Source organism: Streptococcus pseudopneumoniae (genome assembly GCF_001072925.1).
Classification (GTDB): Bacteria; Bacillota; Bacilli; order Lactobacillales; family Streptococcaceae; genus Streptococcus; species Streptococcus pseudopneumoniae_Q.
Map to the genome: position 1 here is coordinate 1 of NZ_JVHE01000094.1, position 18,442 is coordinate 18,442.

Consider the following 18,442-nt stretch of genomic DNA (forward strand, 5'->3'; position numbering starts at 1 on the left):
CCATATGATTCTTTCTAATGATGGTTTGGTCGCTTTTCATTATAGATCTTATGGGACTTTTTTCTACACAAAAATAGGCTCCATAATATCCATAGGGGATTTACCCACTACAAATATTATAGAGCCTTTTTATGAAATGTCGGATAGGTTACCTTCAAAAAGGTTAAAAGTTTTAAAATGATGCTAAATAGCGTATAATGGTAGGAGAAAGAAGAGAAAGGGATTTCAATATGAATAAACGTTTTTTGTTGCCTGTGCTATCGACAGCCCTATTAGCTCCAGCCTTTTTAGCTGGACAGGTCTATGCTGAAGAAAATACTAGTTCTTCAGAAGCTACAGAAGTTGTGAGCACTACAGAAGCACCAGTAGTGACAGTGACTCCTGAGGTTGCTACAAGTCCGGCAACACCAGCTGAAGAAGCTGCACCTCAAAAAGAAGAAGCAGATACTGTTATCTTGCATACCAATGACGTGCATGGTCGTATCGTAGAAGAAAAAGGAGTAATCGGAGATGCCAAACTCGCAACGGTTATTGAGAAGGAGCGAGAAAAGAGCAATCAAACGACTCTAGTAGTAGATGCAGGCGATGCCTTCCAAGGTCTGCCAATTTCAAACTCTACAAAGGGTGAAGCACGTGCCAAAATCCTAAACGAGATGGGTTACGATGCTATGGCTGTAGGAAATCATGAGTTCGACTTTGGACTTGATGAAGTTAAAAAATACAAAGAAATTTTGAACTTCCCATTGCTCAGCTCAAACACTTATGTGAATGGGGCTCGTTTATTTGAAGCAGCAACAATTGTTGATAAGAACAAGGATGTTGAAGGTGATGAATTTGTCGTCATCGGTGTGACAACGCCTGAAACAGCTACTAAGACCCACCCTAAAAATGTTACAGGTGTAACCTTTACAGAGCCTATTGCAGAGGTTAATAAGGTTATCGAAGAAATTCAAGCTAAAGCCTTGGCAGAAGGCAAAGACTATAAACACTATGTTGTTCTCGCTCACTTGGGAGTTGATACAACAACACCAGTAGAATGGCGCGGTTCAACACTTGCAGAAGCACTTTCAAAAAATCCTCTTTTGAAAGGTAAGCGTGTCACTGTTATTGATGGTCACTCTCATACAGTAGAATCGACTACTTATGGTGACAATGTAACATACAACCAGACAGGAAGCTATCTCCATAACGTTGGTAAAATCACTTACAAATCTCGCCAATTATTGGGAAATCCTTCACTCATTGCAGCTGCAGATGCTAAGAAATTGGAAGCTAATCCAAAAATTGAAAAACTTGTCAAGGATATCAAACAAAAGTATGACGCTGAAAATGCTATAGAAGTTGTTTCAAATAGTCCAGTTGAATTGAACGGTGACCGTGAAAATGTCCGTGTCCGTGAAACTAACCTTGGAAATGTTGTCGCAGATTCTCTCTATCAATACGGTCAAACAGGCTTTAGTCATCCGACGGATATCGCTGTGACCAATGGTGGTGGCTTGCGTGAAACGATTGCCAAAGATAAGCCAATTACAAAAGGAAATGTCATTGCGGTTCTACCATTTGGGAACACAATTTCACAAATTCAAGTAACTGGTCAGCAAGTTTTTGACATGTTTGAAAAATCACTCGGGTCTATCTTGCAGGTTGATAAGGCAGGGAAAACTGTCTTGGATGAAAATGGTCAACCATTGCTAGAACCAAGTGGCGGATTCTTACAGATTTCAGGAGCCAAGGTCTACTACGATACAAATCTAGCTGCAGGCAAACGTGTCTTGGCTATTCAAGTTAAGAATCGTGCGACTGGTCTTTATGAAAAACTAGATTTGGAAAAAGTTTACTACCTAGCAACCAATGACTTCCTTGCAGCAGGTGGTGATGGTTATACCATGCTTGGTGGTGCCAGAGAAGAAGGCCCTTCAATGGATGCTGCCTTTGAAGATTACCTTAAAACAGCTGATTTGACTCAGTATGAAAAGGTAAATCCAAACTCACGCACGATTTCTGTGGATTCAAAAACATTTAAACTGCCAGAAGATCAAGGTAAAGAGCAAGATCCAGCTAAACCAGGAAAAGATTCAGCAACAGATCCAGCTAAACCAGGAAAAGATCCAGCAACAGATCCAGCTAAACCTGAAAAAGATCCAGCAATAACTCCTACTCAACCAGGAAAAACTCAGGGAACAACTCCGGTTAATTCAGGAAATGATGCAACTAAGCCAGGAAAAGTTCAAAATACAACTCCAGCTAAATCGGAGCAAGATTCAGCAACAAAAACAACTCCATCAGGAAAAACTCAGGGAACAACTCCTGCTCAAACATCTACTGTAAAAGTTGATTATAAGGTTGCAGATCAGTTTGCTAACAAGACAGTAGTTTCAGAAAAATTACTTCCAAATACAGGTAGTGAGCAATCTATTTTCATGATGCTATTGGGTATGATTCTTGGAGTGACTGCCCTCTGGACTAGTCGTAAACAAGAAAAATAATTCTTCAAGATGAAAACATCTCAGGTGTTTTCATCTTTTTTCTTGACTCTTTGCTTGGATGTGATATACTTAACTAGTAAAGGAATGGTGTGATACTCAATAAAAATCAAAGAGCAAACTAGGAAGCGAGACGCAGGCTGTACTTGAGTACGCCAAGACGAAGCTGACGTGGTTTGAATTTGATTTTTGAAGAGTATGAAAACCTTGTATTTATAGAAATTCCGTTCTGAGAAAGGAGCAAATCATGAGACAGTTGGCAAAAGATATCGATCATTTTTTAAATGAGATTATTCTCAAGGCGGAAAATCAGCATGAAATTCTCATTGGTCATTGTACCAGTGATGTGGCCTTGACCAATACCCAGGAGCATATTCTCATGCTTTTATCAGAGGAGTCGCTCACCAACTCTGAGTTGGCGCGTCGTCTCAATGTCAGTCAAGCTGCCGTTACCAAAGCTATCAAATCCCTGGTTAAGGAGGGAATGTTAGAAACGTCTAAGGACCCTAAGGATGCTCGTGTTGTCTTCTATCAATTGACAGACTTGGCTCGACCTATTGCTGAGGAACACCACCATCATCATGAACATACCCTCTCGACTTATGAGCAGGTTGCCACTCAGTTCACACCAAACGAACAAAAAATTATCCAGCGGTTTTTAACTGCTTTAGTAGGAGAAATCAAGTAATGAGATACATCACAGTAGAGGATTTGTCCTTCTATTATGACAAGGAACCTGTGCTTGAGCATATCAATTACAATGTTGATAGTGGGGAATTTGTCACCCTTACTGGGGAAAATGGAGCAGCCAAGACAACGCTAATCAAGGCTAGTCTTGGAATTCTTCAACCACGAATTGGGAAAGTAACCATCTCAAAGACAAATATTCATGGGAAAAAGCTAAGAATTGCCTATCTTCCTCAGCAGATCGCCAGTTTTAATGCAGGCTTTCCAAGTACCGTTTATGAGTTTGTCAAATCAGGTCGCTACCCAAGAAAGGGCTGGTTCCGTCGTTTGAATGCCCATGATGAAGAACACATCAAGGCTAGTTTAAACTCAGTTGGTATGTGGGAACATCGGGATAAACGCATTGGTTCTCTCTCTGGTGGGCAAAAGCAAAGAGCGGTCATTGCACGTATGTTTGCTTCAGATCCAGATATCTTTATCTTGGATGAGCCGACAACAGGGATGGATGCAGGTACCAAGAATGAATTTTATGAGCTCATGCACCATAGTGCCCACCATCATGGTAAGGCTGTTCTGATGATTACTCACGATCCTGAAGAAGTCAAGGACTATGCAGATCGTAACATCCACCTTGTTCGTGATCAAGATTCGCCATGGCGTTGTTTCAATGTCCATGAAAATGATCAGGAGGTGGACCATGTTTAATCTATTTTCTTATGATTTTATGCAGCGGGCCTTTTTAGCGGTTATTGCCATGAGTCTCTTTTCGCCAGTCCTTGGGACCTTCCTAATCTTGCGTCGTCAGAGCCTTATGAGTGATACTCTAAGTCACGTCTCGCTTTCAGGGGTGGCCTTTGGTTTGGTTTTGGGGATTTCTCCAACCATCTCGACTATTGCTATTGTCTTGATTGCGGCGGTCTTTCTTGAATATCTACGTACGGTTTACAAGAGCTTTATGGAGATTGGGACAGCTATTCTCATGTCAACAGGTCTTGCGGTTTCACTCATTGTTATGAGTAAGGGTAAGAGCTCTAGCTCGATGAGTTTGGACCAATACCTCTTTGGTTCTATTGTGACTATTAGTCAAGAGCAGGTAATTGGACTCTTTGTCATTGCAGCGGTTGTATTGGTCTTAACCTTCCTCTTTTTAAGACCTATGTACATCTTAACTTTTGACGAGGATACAGCTTTTGTAGATGGCCTTCCAGTGCGTACCATGTCTATCCTCTTTAACATGGTAACGGGTGTGGCTATTGCGCTCATGATTCCAGCTGCAGGAGCACTCTTGGTGTCGACCATCATGGTCCTACCAGCTAGTATCGCGTTGCGTTTAGGGAAAAACTTCAGTTCTGTGATGATTCTTGCCAGTGTTATTGGATTTCTAGGTATGGTGGCGGGGCTTTATATCTCCTACTATGCAGAGACACCACCGAGTGCAAGTATTACCATTATCTTTGTAGTTGTCTTTTTGTTAGTCAGCTTACTCAAACGTTTTATCAAATAGGAGAAAAAAATGAAAAAACTAGGCCTACTTTTGGCAAGTCTTGTGACACTATTCTTAGTCGCTTGTTCTAATCAAAAACAGGCAGACGGGAAATTAAACATCGTTACAACTTTCTATCCTGTCTATGAATTTACCAAGCAAGTAGCAGGGGACACAGCCAATGTCGAACTCTTAATCGGGGCTGGAACAGAGCCACATGATTATGAACCATCGCCTAAGGCAGTTGCTAAAATCCAAGACGCCGACGCCTTTGTGTATGAAAATGAGAACATGGAAACATGGGTTCCCAAGCTTTTAGATTCACTAGATGCCAAAAAAGTAAAAACAATCAAGGCTACTGGAGATATGTTGCTTCTTCCAGGTAGTGAAGAAGAGGAAGACCATGACCACGGCGAAGAGGGTCATCATCACGAGTATGACCCTCATGTATGGTTGTCTCCTGCGCGTGCCATTAAGCTTGTAGAGCACATTCGTGACAGTTTATCAGCTGACTATCCAGATAAGAAGGCGACTTTTGAACAAAATGCAGCAGCCTATATCGAAAAACTACAAGCCTTGGACAAGGCCTATAGTGAAGGACTTTCTAGTGCTAAACAAAAGAGTTTTGTGACTCAACACGCGGCCTTCCGTTATCTAGCCTTGGACTACGGACTCAATCAAGTCTCTATCTCAGGTCTTTCACCAGATGCGGAACCGTCAGCAAGTCGCTTGGCAGAATTGACCGAATATATCAAGAAAAACAAGATTTCTTATATCTACTTTGAAGAAAATGCCTCACAAGCTCTAGCTAATACCCTTTCAAAAGAAACAGGAGTTAAGTTAGACGTTCTGAATCCTCTGGAAAGCTTGACTGAAGAGGACATGAAGGCCGGTGAGAACTATATCTCTGTCATGGAGAAAAATCTCAAGGCCCTCAAGCAAACAACTGACCAAGCAGGGGCAGAAATTGAGCTAGAAAAAGCAGAGGAAACTAAAACCGTTCAAAATGGTTACTTTGAGGATGCTGATGTCAAGGATCGTACCCTAAGTGATTATGCTGGCAACTGGCAGTCGGTCTATCCTTTCCTTGAGGACGGTACTCTTGATCAAGTATTTGACTACAAGGCTAAATTGACTGGCAAAATGACCAAGGATGAATACAAAGCCTACTATCAAAAAGGCTATCAAACTGATGTATCTAAGATTAATATCACGGATAACACTATGGAATTCATCCAAGGTGACCAAAGTAAGAAATATACATACAAGTATGTCGGCAAGAAAATTTTGACTTATAAGAAAGGGAATCGAGGAGTTCGTTATCTTTTTGAAGCGACAGACGCGGATGCTGGACAATTCAAGTATGTTCAATTTAGCGACCACAATATCGCACCAGTTAAGACTGGGCATTTCCATATCTTCTTTGGAGGTACTAGCCAGGAAGCTCTCTTTGAAGAAATGGATAACTGGCCAACCTACTATCCAGATGGCTTATCTGGTCAAGAAATCGCCCAAGAAATGTTGGCTCATTAAGATACGATTCACATGATAAAAGCGAACAGGAAAGTTTTCTGGTTATCAGAATCCTCTCTTGTCCGCTTTTTTGAGTTTTGTCAGTTAAAGAGCTTTTGCACTTCTTTTTGTACTTATGGCCTTATTGAATACCAAGTTTTCATTACTTGTCAAAGCCTTGTAAAGCCTTTTCGCGTTCTTCTACTTGTCCCTTGGCATCTAGTTTATTACCACCGTAAACTGCTGTTTCCCATGATCCATACATTGGATTTGGGAAGATGATGAATTTTTCACCAAATTCTTTTTGCAATTCTTCAAGTTGTTTGTCACGATCAGCTTCAGAAGTCTTAGAAAAATCTGCAAAGTCTACAAGGTTATCACCAAATAGTAACACAAGATTTGTCTTTTCTTGAACCACTTGTCGACGACCTTCTTTGGATTTTACACCACTTTCTAGGAACATGAGGTGATCACGTCCTTGTACAGGAATACCTTCGCTTTCTAGATTTTTAATGGTAGCATCTACTTGGTCGACTGAACGGTCAGAAATATAGTAGATTTGGACACCGTTTTGATCGGCAAACTGAAGAAAATCTTTAGCACCTGGGACGGCTTTTGCTGCAGCTTTTTGGACCCAAACATCCCAATTTTCAGGTGTGAATGCTGTTCCATCTTTGACATTTTGAACTTGATAAGGACTGTTGTCTAGGACCGTTTCGTCCAAGTCCAAAACAATCGAATAAGGCTTGTCTGATTCTGTTTTCAGTAATTCCTTTAGACGATCTGTAGCAACATTATAACCTTGTAGATACAAGGCTTTTGTTTCGGCCGCTTTTTGATACCAGAGAGTTGACATGGTATTTTCTCTAGACCGTAGTTGGTCGTAAGTCATTGTAATCTGATTGTCAGATGAGTTATTAGCGGATGTTTGTGTTTCTGTGGATTTTGTGGCGCAGCTGGTCAATAAGATGACAGATGCAAGTGCAGAAACGATTGTAACAGTGGTTTTAGCTGTTTTCATAAAATGTCTCCTGTCTATTAATTTCAATAACAGTATAGCATGAGGGAATAGTTAAGGCAAGCGTTTTCCTAAATATGGACTTGATTTTTCAAAGAAAGATGTAGATAATTAACGGATTAGAGGAAGAGAAAAATATTTTAAAACCTTGAAAAATCTAGCTAAATAGGGTATAATATAAATAATCATTTGTCGTAGGTTTTGTCTGAAATATTGTCCGGACAAGGCTCACAGCAGTTAAATCTCCTGAAAAAGTCGGATTTAGCTGCTCTTTTTGTGCTTTTTTTCAGGTTTTTCGCTCTTTGTAACAAAGATTTAAAGATTCTGAAAATTAGTCGAGGGGGATAAGTTGATAGGGTTTTTAGAACCATCTAACGATAATTACTAGCTTAGGTCACTAAGCTTGGAACTTTATTTAAAAAGGAGAATCATCTTGGCAGGACATGACGTTCAATACGGGAAACATCGTACCCGTCGTAGTTTTTCAAGAATCAAAGAAGTTCTTGACTTACCAAATTTGATTGAAATTCAAACTGATTCATTCAAAGATTTCCTAGACCATGGTCTGAAGGAAGTGTTTGAAGATGTATTGCCAATTTCAAACTTCACAGACACAATGGAGTTGGAATTTGTTGGCTACGAAATCAAAGAACCTAAATATACGCTTGAAGAAGCTCGTATCCACGATGCCAGCTATTCAGCACCTATCTTTGTAACCTTCCGCTTGATTAACAAAGAAACTGGCGAAATCAAGACACAGGAAGTATTCTTTGGTGATTTCCCAATCATGACTGAGATGGGAACCTTTATCATCAACGGTGGTGAACGTATCATCGTATCACAGTTGGTGCGTTCTCCAGGTGTTTACTTTAATGACAAGGTAGACAAAAATGGTAAAGTGGGTTACGGTTCAACTGTTATCCCTAACCGTGGAGCTTGGTTGGAACTTGAAAGCGACTCAAAAGACATCGCCTACACTCGTATCGACCGTACTCGTAAGATTCCATTTACGACCTTGGTTCGTGCGCTTGGTTTCTCAGGCGATGATGAAATCTTTGATATCTTTGGTGACAGCGATCTTGTTCGTAACACTGTTGAAAAAGATATTCACAAGAACCCAATGGACTCTCGTACAGACGAAGCTTTGAAGGAAATCTACGAACGCCTTCGTCCAGGTGAGCCTAAGACTGCTGAAAGCTCACGTAGCTTGCTTGTAGCTCGTTTCTTTGACCCACGTCGTTATGACTTGGCTGCAGTTGGTCGTTACAAGATCAATAAAAAACTCAATGTTAAAACACGTTTGCTTAACCAAACCATTGCTGAACCATTGGTAGACCCTGAAACAGGTGAAATCTTGGTGGAAGCTGGGACAGTTATGACTCGTAGCGTGATTGAAAGCATTGAAAGTCATTTGGATGGCGATTTGAACAAGATTGTCTACATTCCAAATGATGCTGCTGTAGTAACAGAGCCAGTCGTTCTTCAAAAATTCAAGGTTGTTGCACCAACTGATCCAGACCGCGTCGTAACGATCATCGGTAATGCAAATCCAGATGACAAGGTTCGTATCGTAACGCCTGCAGATATCTTGGCTGAGATGAGCTACTTCCTCAACTTAGCAGAAGGTATTGGTCGTGTGGATGATATCGACCACCTTGGAAATCGTCGTATTCGTGCTGTTGGTGAATTGCTTGCCAACCAAGTGCGTCTTGGACTTTCACGTATGGAACGTAACGTTCGTGAACGTATGTCTGTTCAAGATAACGAAGTACTAACACCACAACAAATTATCAATATCCGTCCAGTAACTGCAGCAATCAAAGAATTCTTTGGTTCTTCTCAATTGTCACAGTTCATGGACCAACACAACCCACTTTCTGAGTTGTCACACAAACGTCGTTTGTCTGCCTTAGGGCCTGGTGGTTTGACACGTGACCGCGCTGGATATGAAGTGCGTGACGTTCACTACACTCACTATGGTCGTATGTGTCCAATCGAGACACCTGAAGGACCAAACATCGGTTTGATCAACAACTTGTCTTCATACGGACACCTCAACAAGTATGGTTTCATTCAAACACCATATCGTAAGGTTGATCGTGAAACTGGAAAAGTAACTAACGAAATCGTTTGGTTGACTGCTGATGAAGAAGATGAGTACACAGTAGCACAGGCTAACTCTAAATTGAACGCAGATGGCACTTTTGCTGAAAAAGTTGTCATGGGACGTCACCAAGGGGTTAACCAAGAATACCCAGCATCAAGTGTTGATTATATGGACGTTTCTCCTAAACAGGTAGTTGCTGTTGCGACAGCATGTATTCCTTTCTTGGAAAACGATGACTCCAACCGTGCCCTCATGGGTGCCAACATGCAACGTCAGGCTGTACCATTGATTGATCCAAAAGCACCTTACGTTGGTACTGGTATGGAATATCAAGCAGCCCATGACTCTGGAGCGGCTGTAATTGCTCAGTATGATGGTAAAGTTACTTATGCCGATGCTGACAAGGTAGAAGTTCGTCGTGAAGATGGCTCATTGGATGTTTACCATATCCAAAAATTCCGTCGTTCAAACTCAGGTACTGCCTACAACCAACGTACGCTTGTTAAAGTTGGTGACGTTGTAGAAAAAGGCGACTTTATCGCAGATGGACCTTCTATGGAAAATGGAGAAATGGCGCTTGGACAAAACCCAATCGTTGCCTACATGACATGGGAAGGTTACAACTTCGAGGATGCCGTTATCATGAGCGAACGCTTGGTGAAAGACGATGTCTACACATCTGTCCACCTTGAAGAATACGAATCAGAAACTCGCGATACAAAGCTTGGCCCTGAAGAAATTACTCGTGAAATTCCAAACGTTGGTGAAGATGCTCTTAAAGACCTTGACGAAATGGGTATTATCCGTATCGGTGCTGAGGTTAAAGAAGGGGACATCCTTGTAGGTAAAGTGACACCTAAGGGTGAAAAAGATCTTTCAGCTGAAGAACGTCTCTTGCACGCTATCTTCGGAGACAAATCTCGTGAAGTTCGTGACACTTCTCTTCGTGTACCACACGGTGCCGATGGTGTCGTTCGTGATGTGAAGATCTTTACACGTGCAAACGGTGATGAATTGCAATCAGGTGTTAACATGCTGGTTCGTGTTTACATCGCTCAAAAACGTAAGATTAAGGTCGGAGATAAGATGGCCGGACGTCACGGAAACAAAGGGGTTGTTTCTCGTATCGTTCCTGTAGAAGACATGCCTTACCTTCCAGATGGAACTCCAGTTGATATCATGTTGAACCCACTTGGGGTGCCATCACGTATGAATATCGGTCAGGTTATGGAGCTCCACCTTGGTATGGCAGCTCGTACTCTTGGTATCCATATCGCAACACCAGTCTTTGACGGAGCAAGTTCTGAAGATCTTTGGTCAACTGTTAAGGAAGCAGGTATGGATAGCGATGCTAAGACTATCCTTTACGATGGACGTACTGGTGAACCATTTGATAACCGTGTGTCAGTTGGTGTCATGTACATGATCAAACTTCACCACATGGTTGATGATAAATTGCACGCTCGTTCAGTCGGACCATATTCAACCGTTACGCAACAACCACTCGGAGGTAAAGCTCAGTTTGGTGGACAACGTTTCGGTGAGATGGAGGTTTGGGCGCTTGAAGCCTATGGTGCATCAAATGTCCTTCAAGAAATCTTGACTTACAAGTCTGACGATATCAACGGACGTTTGAAAGCTTATGAAGCTATTACAAAAGGAAAACCAATTCCAAAACCAGGTGTTCCAGAATCCTTCCGAGTTCTTGTTAAAGAATTGCAATCACTTGGTCTTGACATGCGTGTCCTTGACGAAGATGATCAAGAAGTTGAACTTCGTGATCTTGATGAGGGTATGGACGAAGATGTCATCCACGTAGATGACCTTGAAAAAGCACGTAAAAAAGCTGCTGAAGAAGCAAAAGCTGCTTTTGAAGCTGAAGAAGGTGCAAAAGCGGAAGCAACAGAAGAAGCTACTGAACAAGAATAAGTAGCTCACTTAGAATAGAAAGGGAAGAAATAGTGGTTGACGTAAATCGTTTTAAAAGTATGCAAATCACACTAGCTTCTCCAAGTAAAGTCCGTTCATGGTCTTATGGAGAAGTCAAAAAACCTGAAACAATCAATTACCGTACGTTGAAACCAGAACGTGAAGGACTATTCGACGAAGTCATCTTTGGTCCTACAAAAGACTGGGAATGTGCTTGTGGTAAGTACAAACGCATTCGTTACAGAGGGATTGTTTGTGACCGTTGTGGTGTTGAAGTAACGCGTACAAAAGTTCGTCGTGAACGTATGGGACACATCGAGTTGAAAGCTCCTGTATCTCATATCTGGTATTTCAAGGGAATTCCAAGCCGTATGGGCTTGACCCTTGATATGAGCCCTCGTGCCCTCGAGGAAGTAATCTACTTTGCTGCGTATGTGGTGATTGATCCAAAGGATACACCGCTTGAGCACAAATCTATCATGACAGAGCGTGAATATCGTGAGCGCTTGCGTGAATATGGCTACGGATCATTCGTTGCTAAAATGGGTGCCGAAGCTATCCAAGACCTCTTGAAACAAGTAGATCTTGAAAAAGAAATTGCTGAGCTTAAAGAAGAATTGAAGACAGCAACTGGGCAAAAACGTATCAAAGCCATCCGTCGTTTGGATGTTTTGGATGCCTTTTACAAGTCTGGAAATAAACCTGAATGGATGATTCTTAACATCCTTCCGGTTATTCCACCAGATCTTCGTCCAATGTTGCAGTTGGATGGTGGTCGTTTTGCCTCATCTGACTTGAACGACCTTTACCGTCGTGTTATCAACCGTAACAACCGTTTGGCTCGTTTGCTTGAGTTGAATGCACCTGGTATCATCGTTCAAAATGAGAAGCGTATGCTTCAAGAAGCGGTTGACGCTTTGATTGACAATGGTCGTCGTGGTCGTCCAATTACAGGACCAGGTAGCCGTCCACTTAAATCATTGAGCCACATGCTTAAAGGTAAACAAGGACGCTTCCGTCAAAACTTGCTCGGTAAACGTGTTGACTTCTCAGGTCGTTCCGTTATCGCTGTTGGTCCAACTCTTAAGATGTACCAATGTGGTGTGCCACGTGAAATGGCTATCGAGCTCTTTAAACCATTCGTTATGCGTGAAATCGTAGCGCGTGATATCGTGCAAAACGTTAAAGCGGCTAAACGCTTGGTAGAACGTGGAGACGAACGCATCTGGGATATCCTTGAAGAAGTGATTAAAGAACACCCAGTGCTTTTGAACCGCGCACCTACCCTTCACCGTTTGGGAATCCAAGCCTTTGAACCTGTCTTGATTGACGGTAAAGCCCTTCGCTTGCACCCACTTGTCTGTGAAGCCTACAATGCCGACTTCGACGGGGACCAAATGGCCATCCACGTACCACTTTCAGAAGAAGCCCAAGCAGAAGCTCGTATCTTGATGCTTGCTGCTGAGCATATCTTGAACCCTAAAGATGGTAAACCAGTAGTTACTCCATCTCAGGACATGGTTTTGGGTAACTACTACTTGACTATGGAAGAAGCTGGTCGTGAAGGTGAAGGAATGGTCTTCAAAGACCGTGACGAAGCGGTTATGGCTTACCGTAATGGTTATGTTCACCTTCACTCACGTGTTGGTATCGCAACAGACAGCCTCAACAAGCCTTGGACAGAAGAGCAAAAACACAAGGTCTTGCTTACAACAGTTGGTAAGATTCTCTTCAACGATATCATGCCAGAGGGTCTACCATACTTGCAAGAACCAAACAATGCCAACTTAACAGAAGGCGTTCCAGCTAAATACTTCTTGCCACTTGGTGGAGATATCAAGGAAGCTATCAGCAATCTTGAACTTAACCCTCCATTCAAGAAGAAAAATCTTGGAAATATCATCGCTGAAATCTTCAAACGTTTCCGTACGACAGAAACTTCTGCCCTACTTGACCGGATGAAGAACCTCGGTTACCACCACTCAACTCTTGCAGGATTGACAGTGGGTATTGCCGATATCCCAGTCGTTGATGACAAGGCTGAAATCATTGAAGAATCACACAAACGTGTAGAACAAATCACAAAACAATTCCGTCGTGGTATGATCACAGACGACGAGCGTTACAATGCTGTTACAGCTGAATGGCGTGCTGCCCGTGAAAAACTAGAGAAACGTTTGATTGCCAACCAAGATCCTAAGAACCCAATCGTTATGATGATGGACTCTGGAGCCCGTGGGAACATCTCAAACTTCTCACAGCTTGCCGGTATGCGTGGTCTGATGGCTGCTCCGAACGGACGTATCATGGAATTGCCAATCCTTTCAAACTTCCGTGAAGGTTTGTCAGTACTCGAAATGTTCTTCTCAACTCACGGTGCGCGTAAAGGTATGACCGATACGGCCCTTAAGACAGCCGACTCAGGTTACTTGACTCGTCGTTTGGTTGACGTTGCCCAAGACGTTATCATCCGTGAGGACGACTGTGGAACTGACCGTGGTCTCTTAATCCGTTCTATTACTGAAGGTAAAGAGATGATTGAGTCTCTCGAAGAACGTCTCAATGGTCGTTACACTAAGAAAACTGTTAAACACCCAGAAACTGGTGCAGTTATCATCGGTCCAAATGAATTGATCACAGAAGACAAAGCTCGTGAAATCGTCAATGCTGGTGTTGAAGAAGTGACTATCCGCTCTGTATTTACATGTAACACTCGTCATGGTGTCTGCCGTCACTGTTATGGTATCAACTTGGCGACTGGTGATGCGGTTGAAGTTGGTGAAGCAGTTGGTACAATCGCTGCCCAATCTATCGGGGAACCTGGTACACAGCTTACAATGCGTACCTTCCACACGGGTGGGGTTGCCTCAAATACCGATATCACTCAGGGTCTTCCTCGTGTCCAAGAAATCTTCGAAGCTCGCAATCCTAAAGGGGAAGCAGTTATCACAGAAGTCAAAGGGGAAGTTACAGCAATCGAAGAAGATGCTTCAACTCGTACTAAGAAAGTCTTCGTTAAAGGCGAAACTGGAGAAGGCGAATACGTGGTACCATTTACAGCTCGTATGCGTGTTGAAGTTGGGGACCAAATCTCTCGTGGTGCAGCATTGACAGAAGGTTCTATCCAACCCAAACGTCTCCTTGCTGTACGTGATGTCTTGTCAGTTGAAACTTACCTCCTCGGTGAAGTACAAAAAGTTTACCGTAGCCAAGGGGTAGAAATCGGTGACAAACACATCGAGGTAATGGTTCGTCAAATGATACGCAAAGTTCGTGTCATGGATCCAGGGGATACAGACCTTCTCATGGGTACTCTCATGGACATCAACGACTTTACAGATGCGAACAAAGATGTTCTTATCGCAGGTGGTGTTCCAGCAACTGGTCGCCCAGTCCTTATGGGAATTACCAAAGCCTCACTTGAAACAAATAGTTTCTTGTCAGCTGCTTCCTTCCAGGAAACAACTCGTGTCCTTACAGACGCGGCCATCCGTGGTAAGAAAGACCATCTCCTTGGTCTCAAGGAAAATGTCATCATCGGTAAGATCATCCCAGCTGGTACTGGTATGGCTCGCTACCGTAACCTTGAACCACAAGCAGTCAATGAACAATCTTTCCTTGCAGATTCACAAGAAGAAGCTCCAGTTGATACGACTGTAGAAGAAGTTGTTGAAACTGTTGAAGTAAGCGAATAAAATAATGCTTAAACAAAAAGAGGGTTATCCCTCTTTTTTTGTATTAAATATATAGAAAAGGTATATTGAATTTTATATGATTTACTGAATAATTTGAACTATAAAAGTAGAAAATTTTTTTAGAAAAATTGAGCAAAATGCTTGGTATTCAAGGGCTAGCATGATAAAATATAACAGCGAGTAGTTTACGAAATATAATGGATAGTAAATACATATTTATTCTAAACTAAGTTAAATTTTATACAACTCGGAGGTAATATTAGTGAAAAATGATCTGTTTAATGATCGTATTAGTCGATTTTCAATTCGTAAGTTAAATGTAGGAGTTTGTTCAGTTTTACTAGGAACTTTAGTTATGCTTGGAACTGCTACAGGAGTAGCAGCTGAAGAAGTCGCTGAGAATAAGCAAACTGACGAGGTTGCTGTGACAACTGAAAAGGAACAGCCAGAATCTCTTTCTACGTCTCAAGCTGAGAAAGAAGATGTTACAACTTATCAGGCAACTCCAGTTGTCCCAGTTGCAACTGAAACTAAGCTGAAACTAGATCAAACAAGATTGCAAGCCTATATTGCTGAGATTGAGACAAACCTGACAAATGGTAAATATAGCAATAAGACTGATGAAAGTATTGATGCTTTAAAAGTAAGTCTTGTTAATGCTAAGAATGTTCTTGTCTCTGCTGAAAGTCAAGCTGAGTTGGATGCTGCTTATCAATCACTGGTAACAACGGTAAATGCAAAACTTAAAAATAAGGTAGTAGCAGAAGCAAAACCAGTTGTGGAAGCTAAGGCTGAAGTTACTGAAAAAACTGAAGAAAGTATCGGAAAACCAGCAGCAAATACTCAGCCAGCAGAAGGTACAAATGCAATCGCAAATACAGGTCAGAACGATCCTCGTAATGGTAAGGAGATTAATAAAAATACAGCATTTCGTGCGGATACAACAACCTCTGGGATTGGTGCAGATGTTGAAGACGCAACTTCAACTCCAAAAGTTGAAAAACCTGGCTTCACAACAAATATCAATGCTAAAGACATAGCCAGCCAAATCTCTTGGTTGGACTTTGGCGATGTAGCTAACTGGACAGGAACCACAACAACATCAAAAGGTGACCTTGCTCTCCAAGTTGGGGCTACCTATACTAAGGAAATTATGCCGGGTTATGTGGTTACCATCAAGGTTAAATCTTTGAAACCCTTCCAGGCGACAGAACTTTATAAAAAACGCCTTGAAGACCGAGGAGCAACAGAAGCTGAAAAAGCGACCTATGATCCAAATGCAAGAAATGGTTATGGGAATGCGACTAATACACCTGCTACGAGAGTAGCTTTTACTGCTGGTGAAGAAGCTAAAGTTATTGCCGAAGCTCAAAACCGTTGGACTGAAATTAAAAAAGAAGGTATTGACACTGGTACAACTAAGAAAACTACTATCAGTTCAGAACTTGAAGGTGGGAATATCGGTGTTCAGTTTGAAGTTTCTGCGACCTTCCGTGGAAAAGTGGTCAAACCTGCCATTGTCATGGCGGATGGTGAGTCCGCTAACCCTGGTGAAATGGTTATGTTCACCACAAACGGAGAAGGTTGGCAACATATTGGGGAATGGCCCAAGGGCAATAATAAAACTTATATTCCACAAGATACAGACAATTTATTCGGTCCAAACCCTGCCACTAATATAGATGGCATGGGCTACTATAAGTTGAACCTTGACCTACTTCGACGTTCAAATCAAGTTGGGCCAGATAAAAAAGCGGTTGCTTGGAAGTACTTTGGAAGTGCCGATTTAACAACTGGAGGTCTCGGAACAGGGGTCTTTGGACCAAATATTTCAAGTATTGCTGCTGTTCCCCTTGTTATGACACGTGGAGCGTCCGAAGTTGGCTTGTATATCGCATCTTCAGGTAAACAATCAGCCATGCTTGGATTCTTCCCACTTGATGAAGGAGATGCTCCTGAATCATACGGCAAGGCAGTTCATTCAATTGCAACTGTGGATGGGATTACCGGTAAGAAAGTAAACCAACCTTATCTCGGCCACTTGAGTCCTGATATGGATGAAAACAATACCCTTGATTGGACTGGTGACGATAAAGCGACAACGGCTGATGAAGGAATCGACCAATTGCTTCCAGATAATCTTAAAGGGAAAACCAATGAGATGATCAAGATGGACCGTACCAAACCAGGTAATTATAAGATTTCTGTTGAAGCCCATACTGATGGGGCTGCACAGGCAAATATCTACGGTTGGGTAGACTTCAATCAAAATGGAACCTTCGATGAAGACGAGCGTTCAAATTTAGCTACTATTACGAAAGATGGTATAGTTGAGTTAACATTTGCAAACAGCAAAACTTATATTGACCCTAGTGTTACTGAATTAGGGGTTCGTCTTCGTATCGCTAAGAATGCTAAAGAAATTGAAAGCCCAACAGGTATGGCCTTCTCAGGAGAAGTAGAAGACTTCAAGACTCAAATTACGCACCCACCAAAAGGGGAATTCAAGGAAACTTCTGGTCTTCAAGCTGCTAAACAAACAGCAACTGTAGCCTTTACTGCTCGAGGTTTGCAAGGCTATAGCTTAACTGAATCAGCAAAAATTGATGAAACAGTAGCACCATACATTGTCGATGCAAATGGGAACAAGGCTATTTTGGATGCTGAAGGCTACTATGTCGTACCAGGTCAAGGTAAATATAAAATTACCGCAAATGGTAAAGACGTAGATGTAGAATTCATCCCTGAAGATAATTTCTTAGGAACAGCTGATGGAATCTCTATCCGTCGTACAGATAGTAATGGCTACGACACAGGTTGGTCAACTAAATTTCCAGCCAATGAAGCTAATGTTGATACTTTGATAAATACAATGGATGGACTTTATATCCCAACCGTTACTCCAAAGGATATCGAAGGTGAAAATAAAACTTCAACAGATGTTCAAGGAGCTAGTCAAATTGCTACTCCAGAATTTGCTCTTGAAGGAACAAATAGTAATGGTGAGAAAGTTAAAATCACACCTGATTTTGATTATCCGGCTAAGTTTGTGAGTCCTACGACTGGCAAAGTTATCAATGATCCTGTTGTGACTGTAGAAGGGGAAGGAATTTACTACTTAGACGATTTGACTGGGAAAGTTACCTTTGTGCCAGAACCAGGATTTACTGGCACTGCTAAGGGAGTAACGGTTTCACTTACTGCACCAGTTGGACGAGATAAAAATAAACAAGTTCAGTCAGAGTTTATAAAAACAGCTACAGCTAAGTACATTCCAACTGTAACGCCAGTTACAATTGCACCTACTAATAAGGTTTCTGAGGATGTTCAAAACGTTCCTCAAACTCAAACACCTACATTTGAGTTAAGCAATGACAAGGCTACGAAGATAACTAGCAAGAAATTAGTAGATCCAGCTACTGGTCAGCCTACTGATGAAACCAGTGTAACGGTAGCGGACGAAGGTAGCTATACAATTGATCCTACTACAGGAGCGGTTACCTTCACACCTGAAAAAGACTTTGTTGG

Annotated in this window: 10 protein-coding genes; 9 read left to right on the forward strand and 1 reads right to left on the reverse strand. The window is 42.0% G+C overall.

The genetic code is table 11. The features are described 5' to 3' along the window. From ADH81_RS11395 to ADH81_RS05930, 6 genes are all read left to right on the forward strand, one after another. A partial coding sequence (locus ADH81_RS11395; RefSeq protein ID WP_049527227.1) for a hypothetical protein occupies window positions 1-181 on the forward strand: 181 nt, incomplete at its 5' end. 49 nt (window positions 182-230) lie between these two features. Further along, window positions 231-2,486 carry a cell surface ecto-5'-nucleotidase Nt5e gene (nt5e, locus tag ADH81_RS05910; protein WP_049527230.1) on the forward strand — a complete coding sequence of 752 codons (2,256 nt, stop codon included), beginning with the start codon at window positions 231-233 and terminating at the stop codon, window positions 2,484-2,486. A 244-nt stretch (window positions 2,487-2,730) separates the two neighbouring features. Continuing rightward, window positions 2,731-3,171: a zinc-dependent transcriptional regulator AdcR gene (gene adcR, locus ADH81_RS05915; RefSeq protein ID WP_049527233.1), complete on the forward strand. Its 441-nt coding sequence runs from the start codon at window positions 2,731-2,733 to the stop codon at window positions 3,169-3,171. Next, entirely contained in the window at window positions 3,171-3,875 is a 705-nt protein-coding gene (locus tag ADH81_RS05920) for a metal ABC transporter ATP-binding protein (RefSeq protein ID WP_049527236.1), read from the forward strand. Before adcR ends, ADH81_RS05920 begins: the two co-directional genes overlap by 1 nt. Beyond that, window positions 3,868-4,674: a metal ABC transporter permease gene (locus tag ADH81_RS05925; protein ID WP_049527242.1), complete on the forward strand. Its 807-nt coding sequence runs from the start codon at window positions 3,868-3,870 to the stop codon at window positions 4,672-4,674. Before ADH81_RS05920 ends, ADH81_RS05925 begins: the two co-directional genes overlap by 8 nt. A gap of 9 nt (window positions 4,675-4,683) precedes the next feature. Further along, window positions 4,684-6,186: a zinc ABC transporter substrate-binding protein AdcA gene (locus ADH81_RS05930; RefSeq protein WP_049527244.1), complete on the forward strand. Its 1,503-nt coding sequence runs from the start codon at window positions 4,684-4,686 to the stop codon at window positions 6,184-6,186. A 142-nt stretch (window positions 6,187-6,328) separates the two neighbouring features. On the opposite strand, the gene ADH81_RS05935 is transcribed toward ADH81_RS05930, so the two are convergent. Next, the gene (locus tag ADH81_RS05935; RefSeq protein WP_049527246.1) at window positions 6,329-7,186 is read right to left on the reverse strand and encodes a 5'-nucleotidase, lipoprotein e(P4) family; all 858 of its coding nucleotides are present in this window, start codon (window positions 7,184-7,186) and stop codon (window positions 6,329-6,331) included. A gap of 430 nt (window positions 7,187-7,616) precedes the next feature. On the opposite strand from ADH81_RS05935, the gene ADH81_RS05940 reads away from it, so the two are divergent. The 3 genes from ADH81_RS05940 to ADH81_RS05950 all read left to right on the forward strand — a co-directional run. Then, complete coding sequence (locus ADH81_RS05940) at window positions 7,617-11,219, forward strand: DNA-directed RNA polymerase subunit beta (RefSeq protein ID WP_049527247.1); 3,603 nt, start codon at window positions 7,617-7,619, stop codon at window positions 11,217-11,219. A 32-nt stretch (window positions 11,220-11,251) separates the two neighbouring features. Continuing rightward, entirely contained in the window at window positions 11,252-14,914 is a 3,663-nt protein-coding gene (rpoC, locus tag ADH81_RS05945; protein ID WP_049527251.1) for a DNA-directed RNA polymerase subunit beta', read from the forward strand. 262 nt (window positions 14,915-15,176) lie between these two features. Further along, window positions 15,177-18,442: CshA/CshB family fibrillar adhesin-related protein (locus ADH81_RS05950; RefSeq protein ID WP_152904389.1), on the forward strand; the 3,266-nt coding region annotated here is incomplete at its 3' end.

Coding starts and splice junctions, on each gene's coding strand:
- ADH81_RS05920 (WP_049527236.1), top strand. CDS start 3,171: ATGAGATACATCACAGTAGAGGATTTGTCCTTCTATTATGACAAGGAA.
- nt5e (WP_049527230.1), top strand. CDS start 231: ATGAATAAACGTTTTTTGTTGCCTGTGCTATCGACAGCCCTATTAGCT.
- ADH81_RS05935 (WP_049527246.1), bottom strand. CDS start 7,186: ATGAAAACAGCTAAAACCACTGTTACAATCGTTTCTGCACTTGCATCT.
- adcR (WP_049527233.1), top strand. CDS start 2,731: ATGAGACAGTTGGCAAAAGATATCGATCATTTTTTAAATGAGATTATT.
- ADH81_RS05930 (WP_049527244.1), top strand. CDS start 4,684: ATGAAAAAACTAGGCCTACTTTTGGCAAGTCTTGTGACACTATTCTTA.
- ADH81_RS05925 (WP_049527242.1), top strand. CDS start 3,868: ATGTTTAATCTATTTTCTTATGATTTTATGCAGCGGGCCTTTTTAGCG.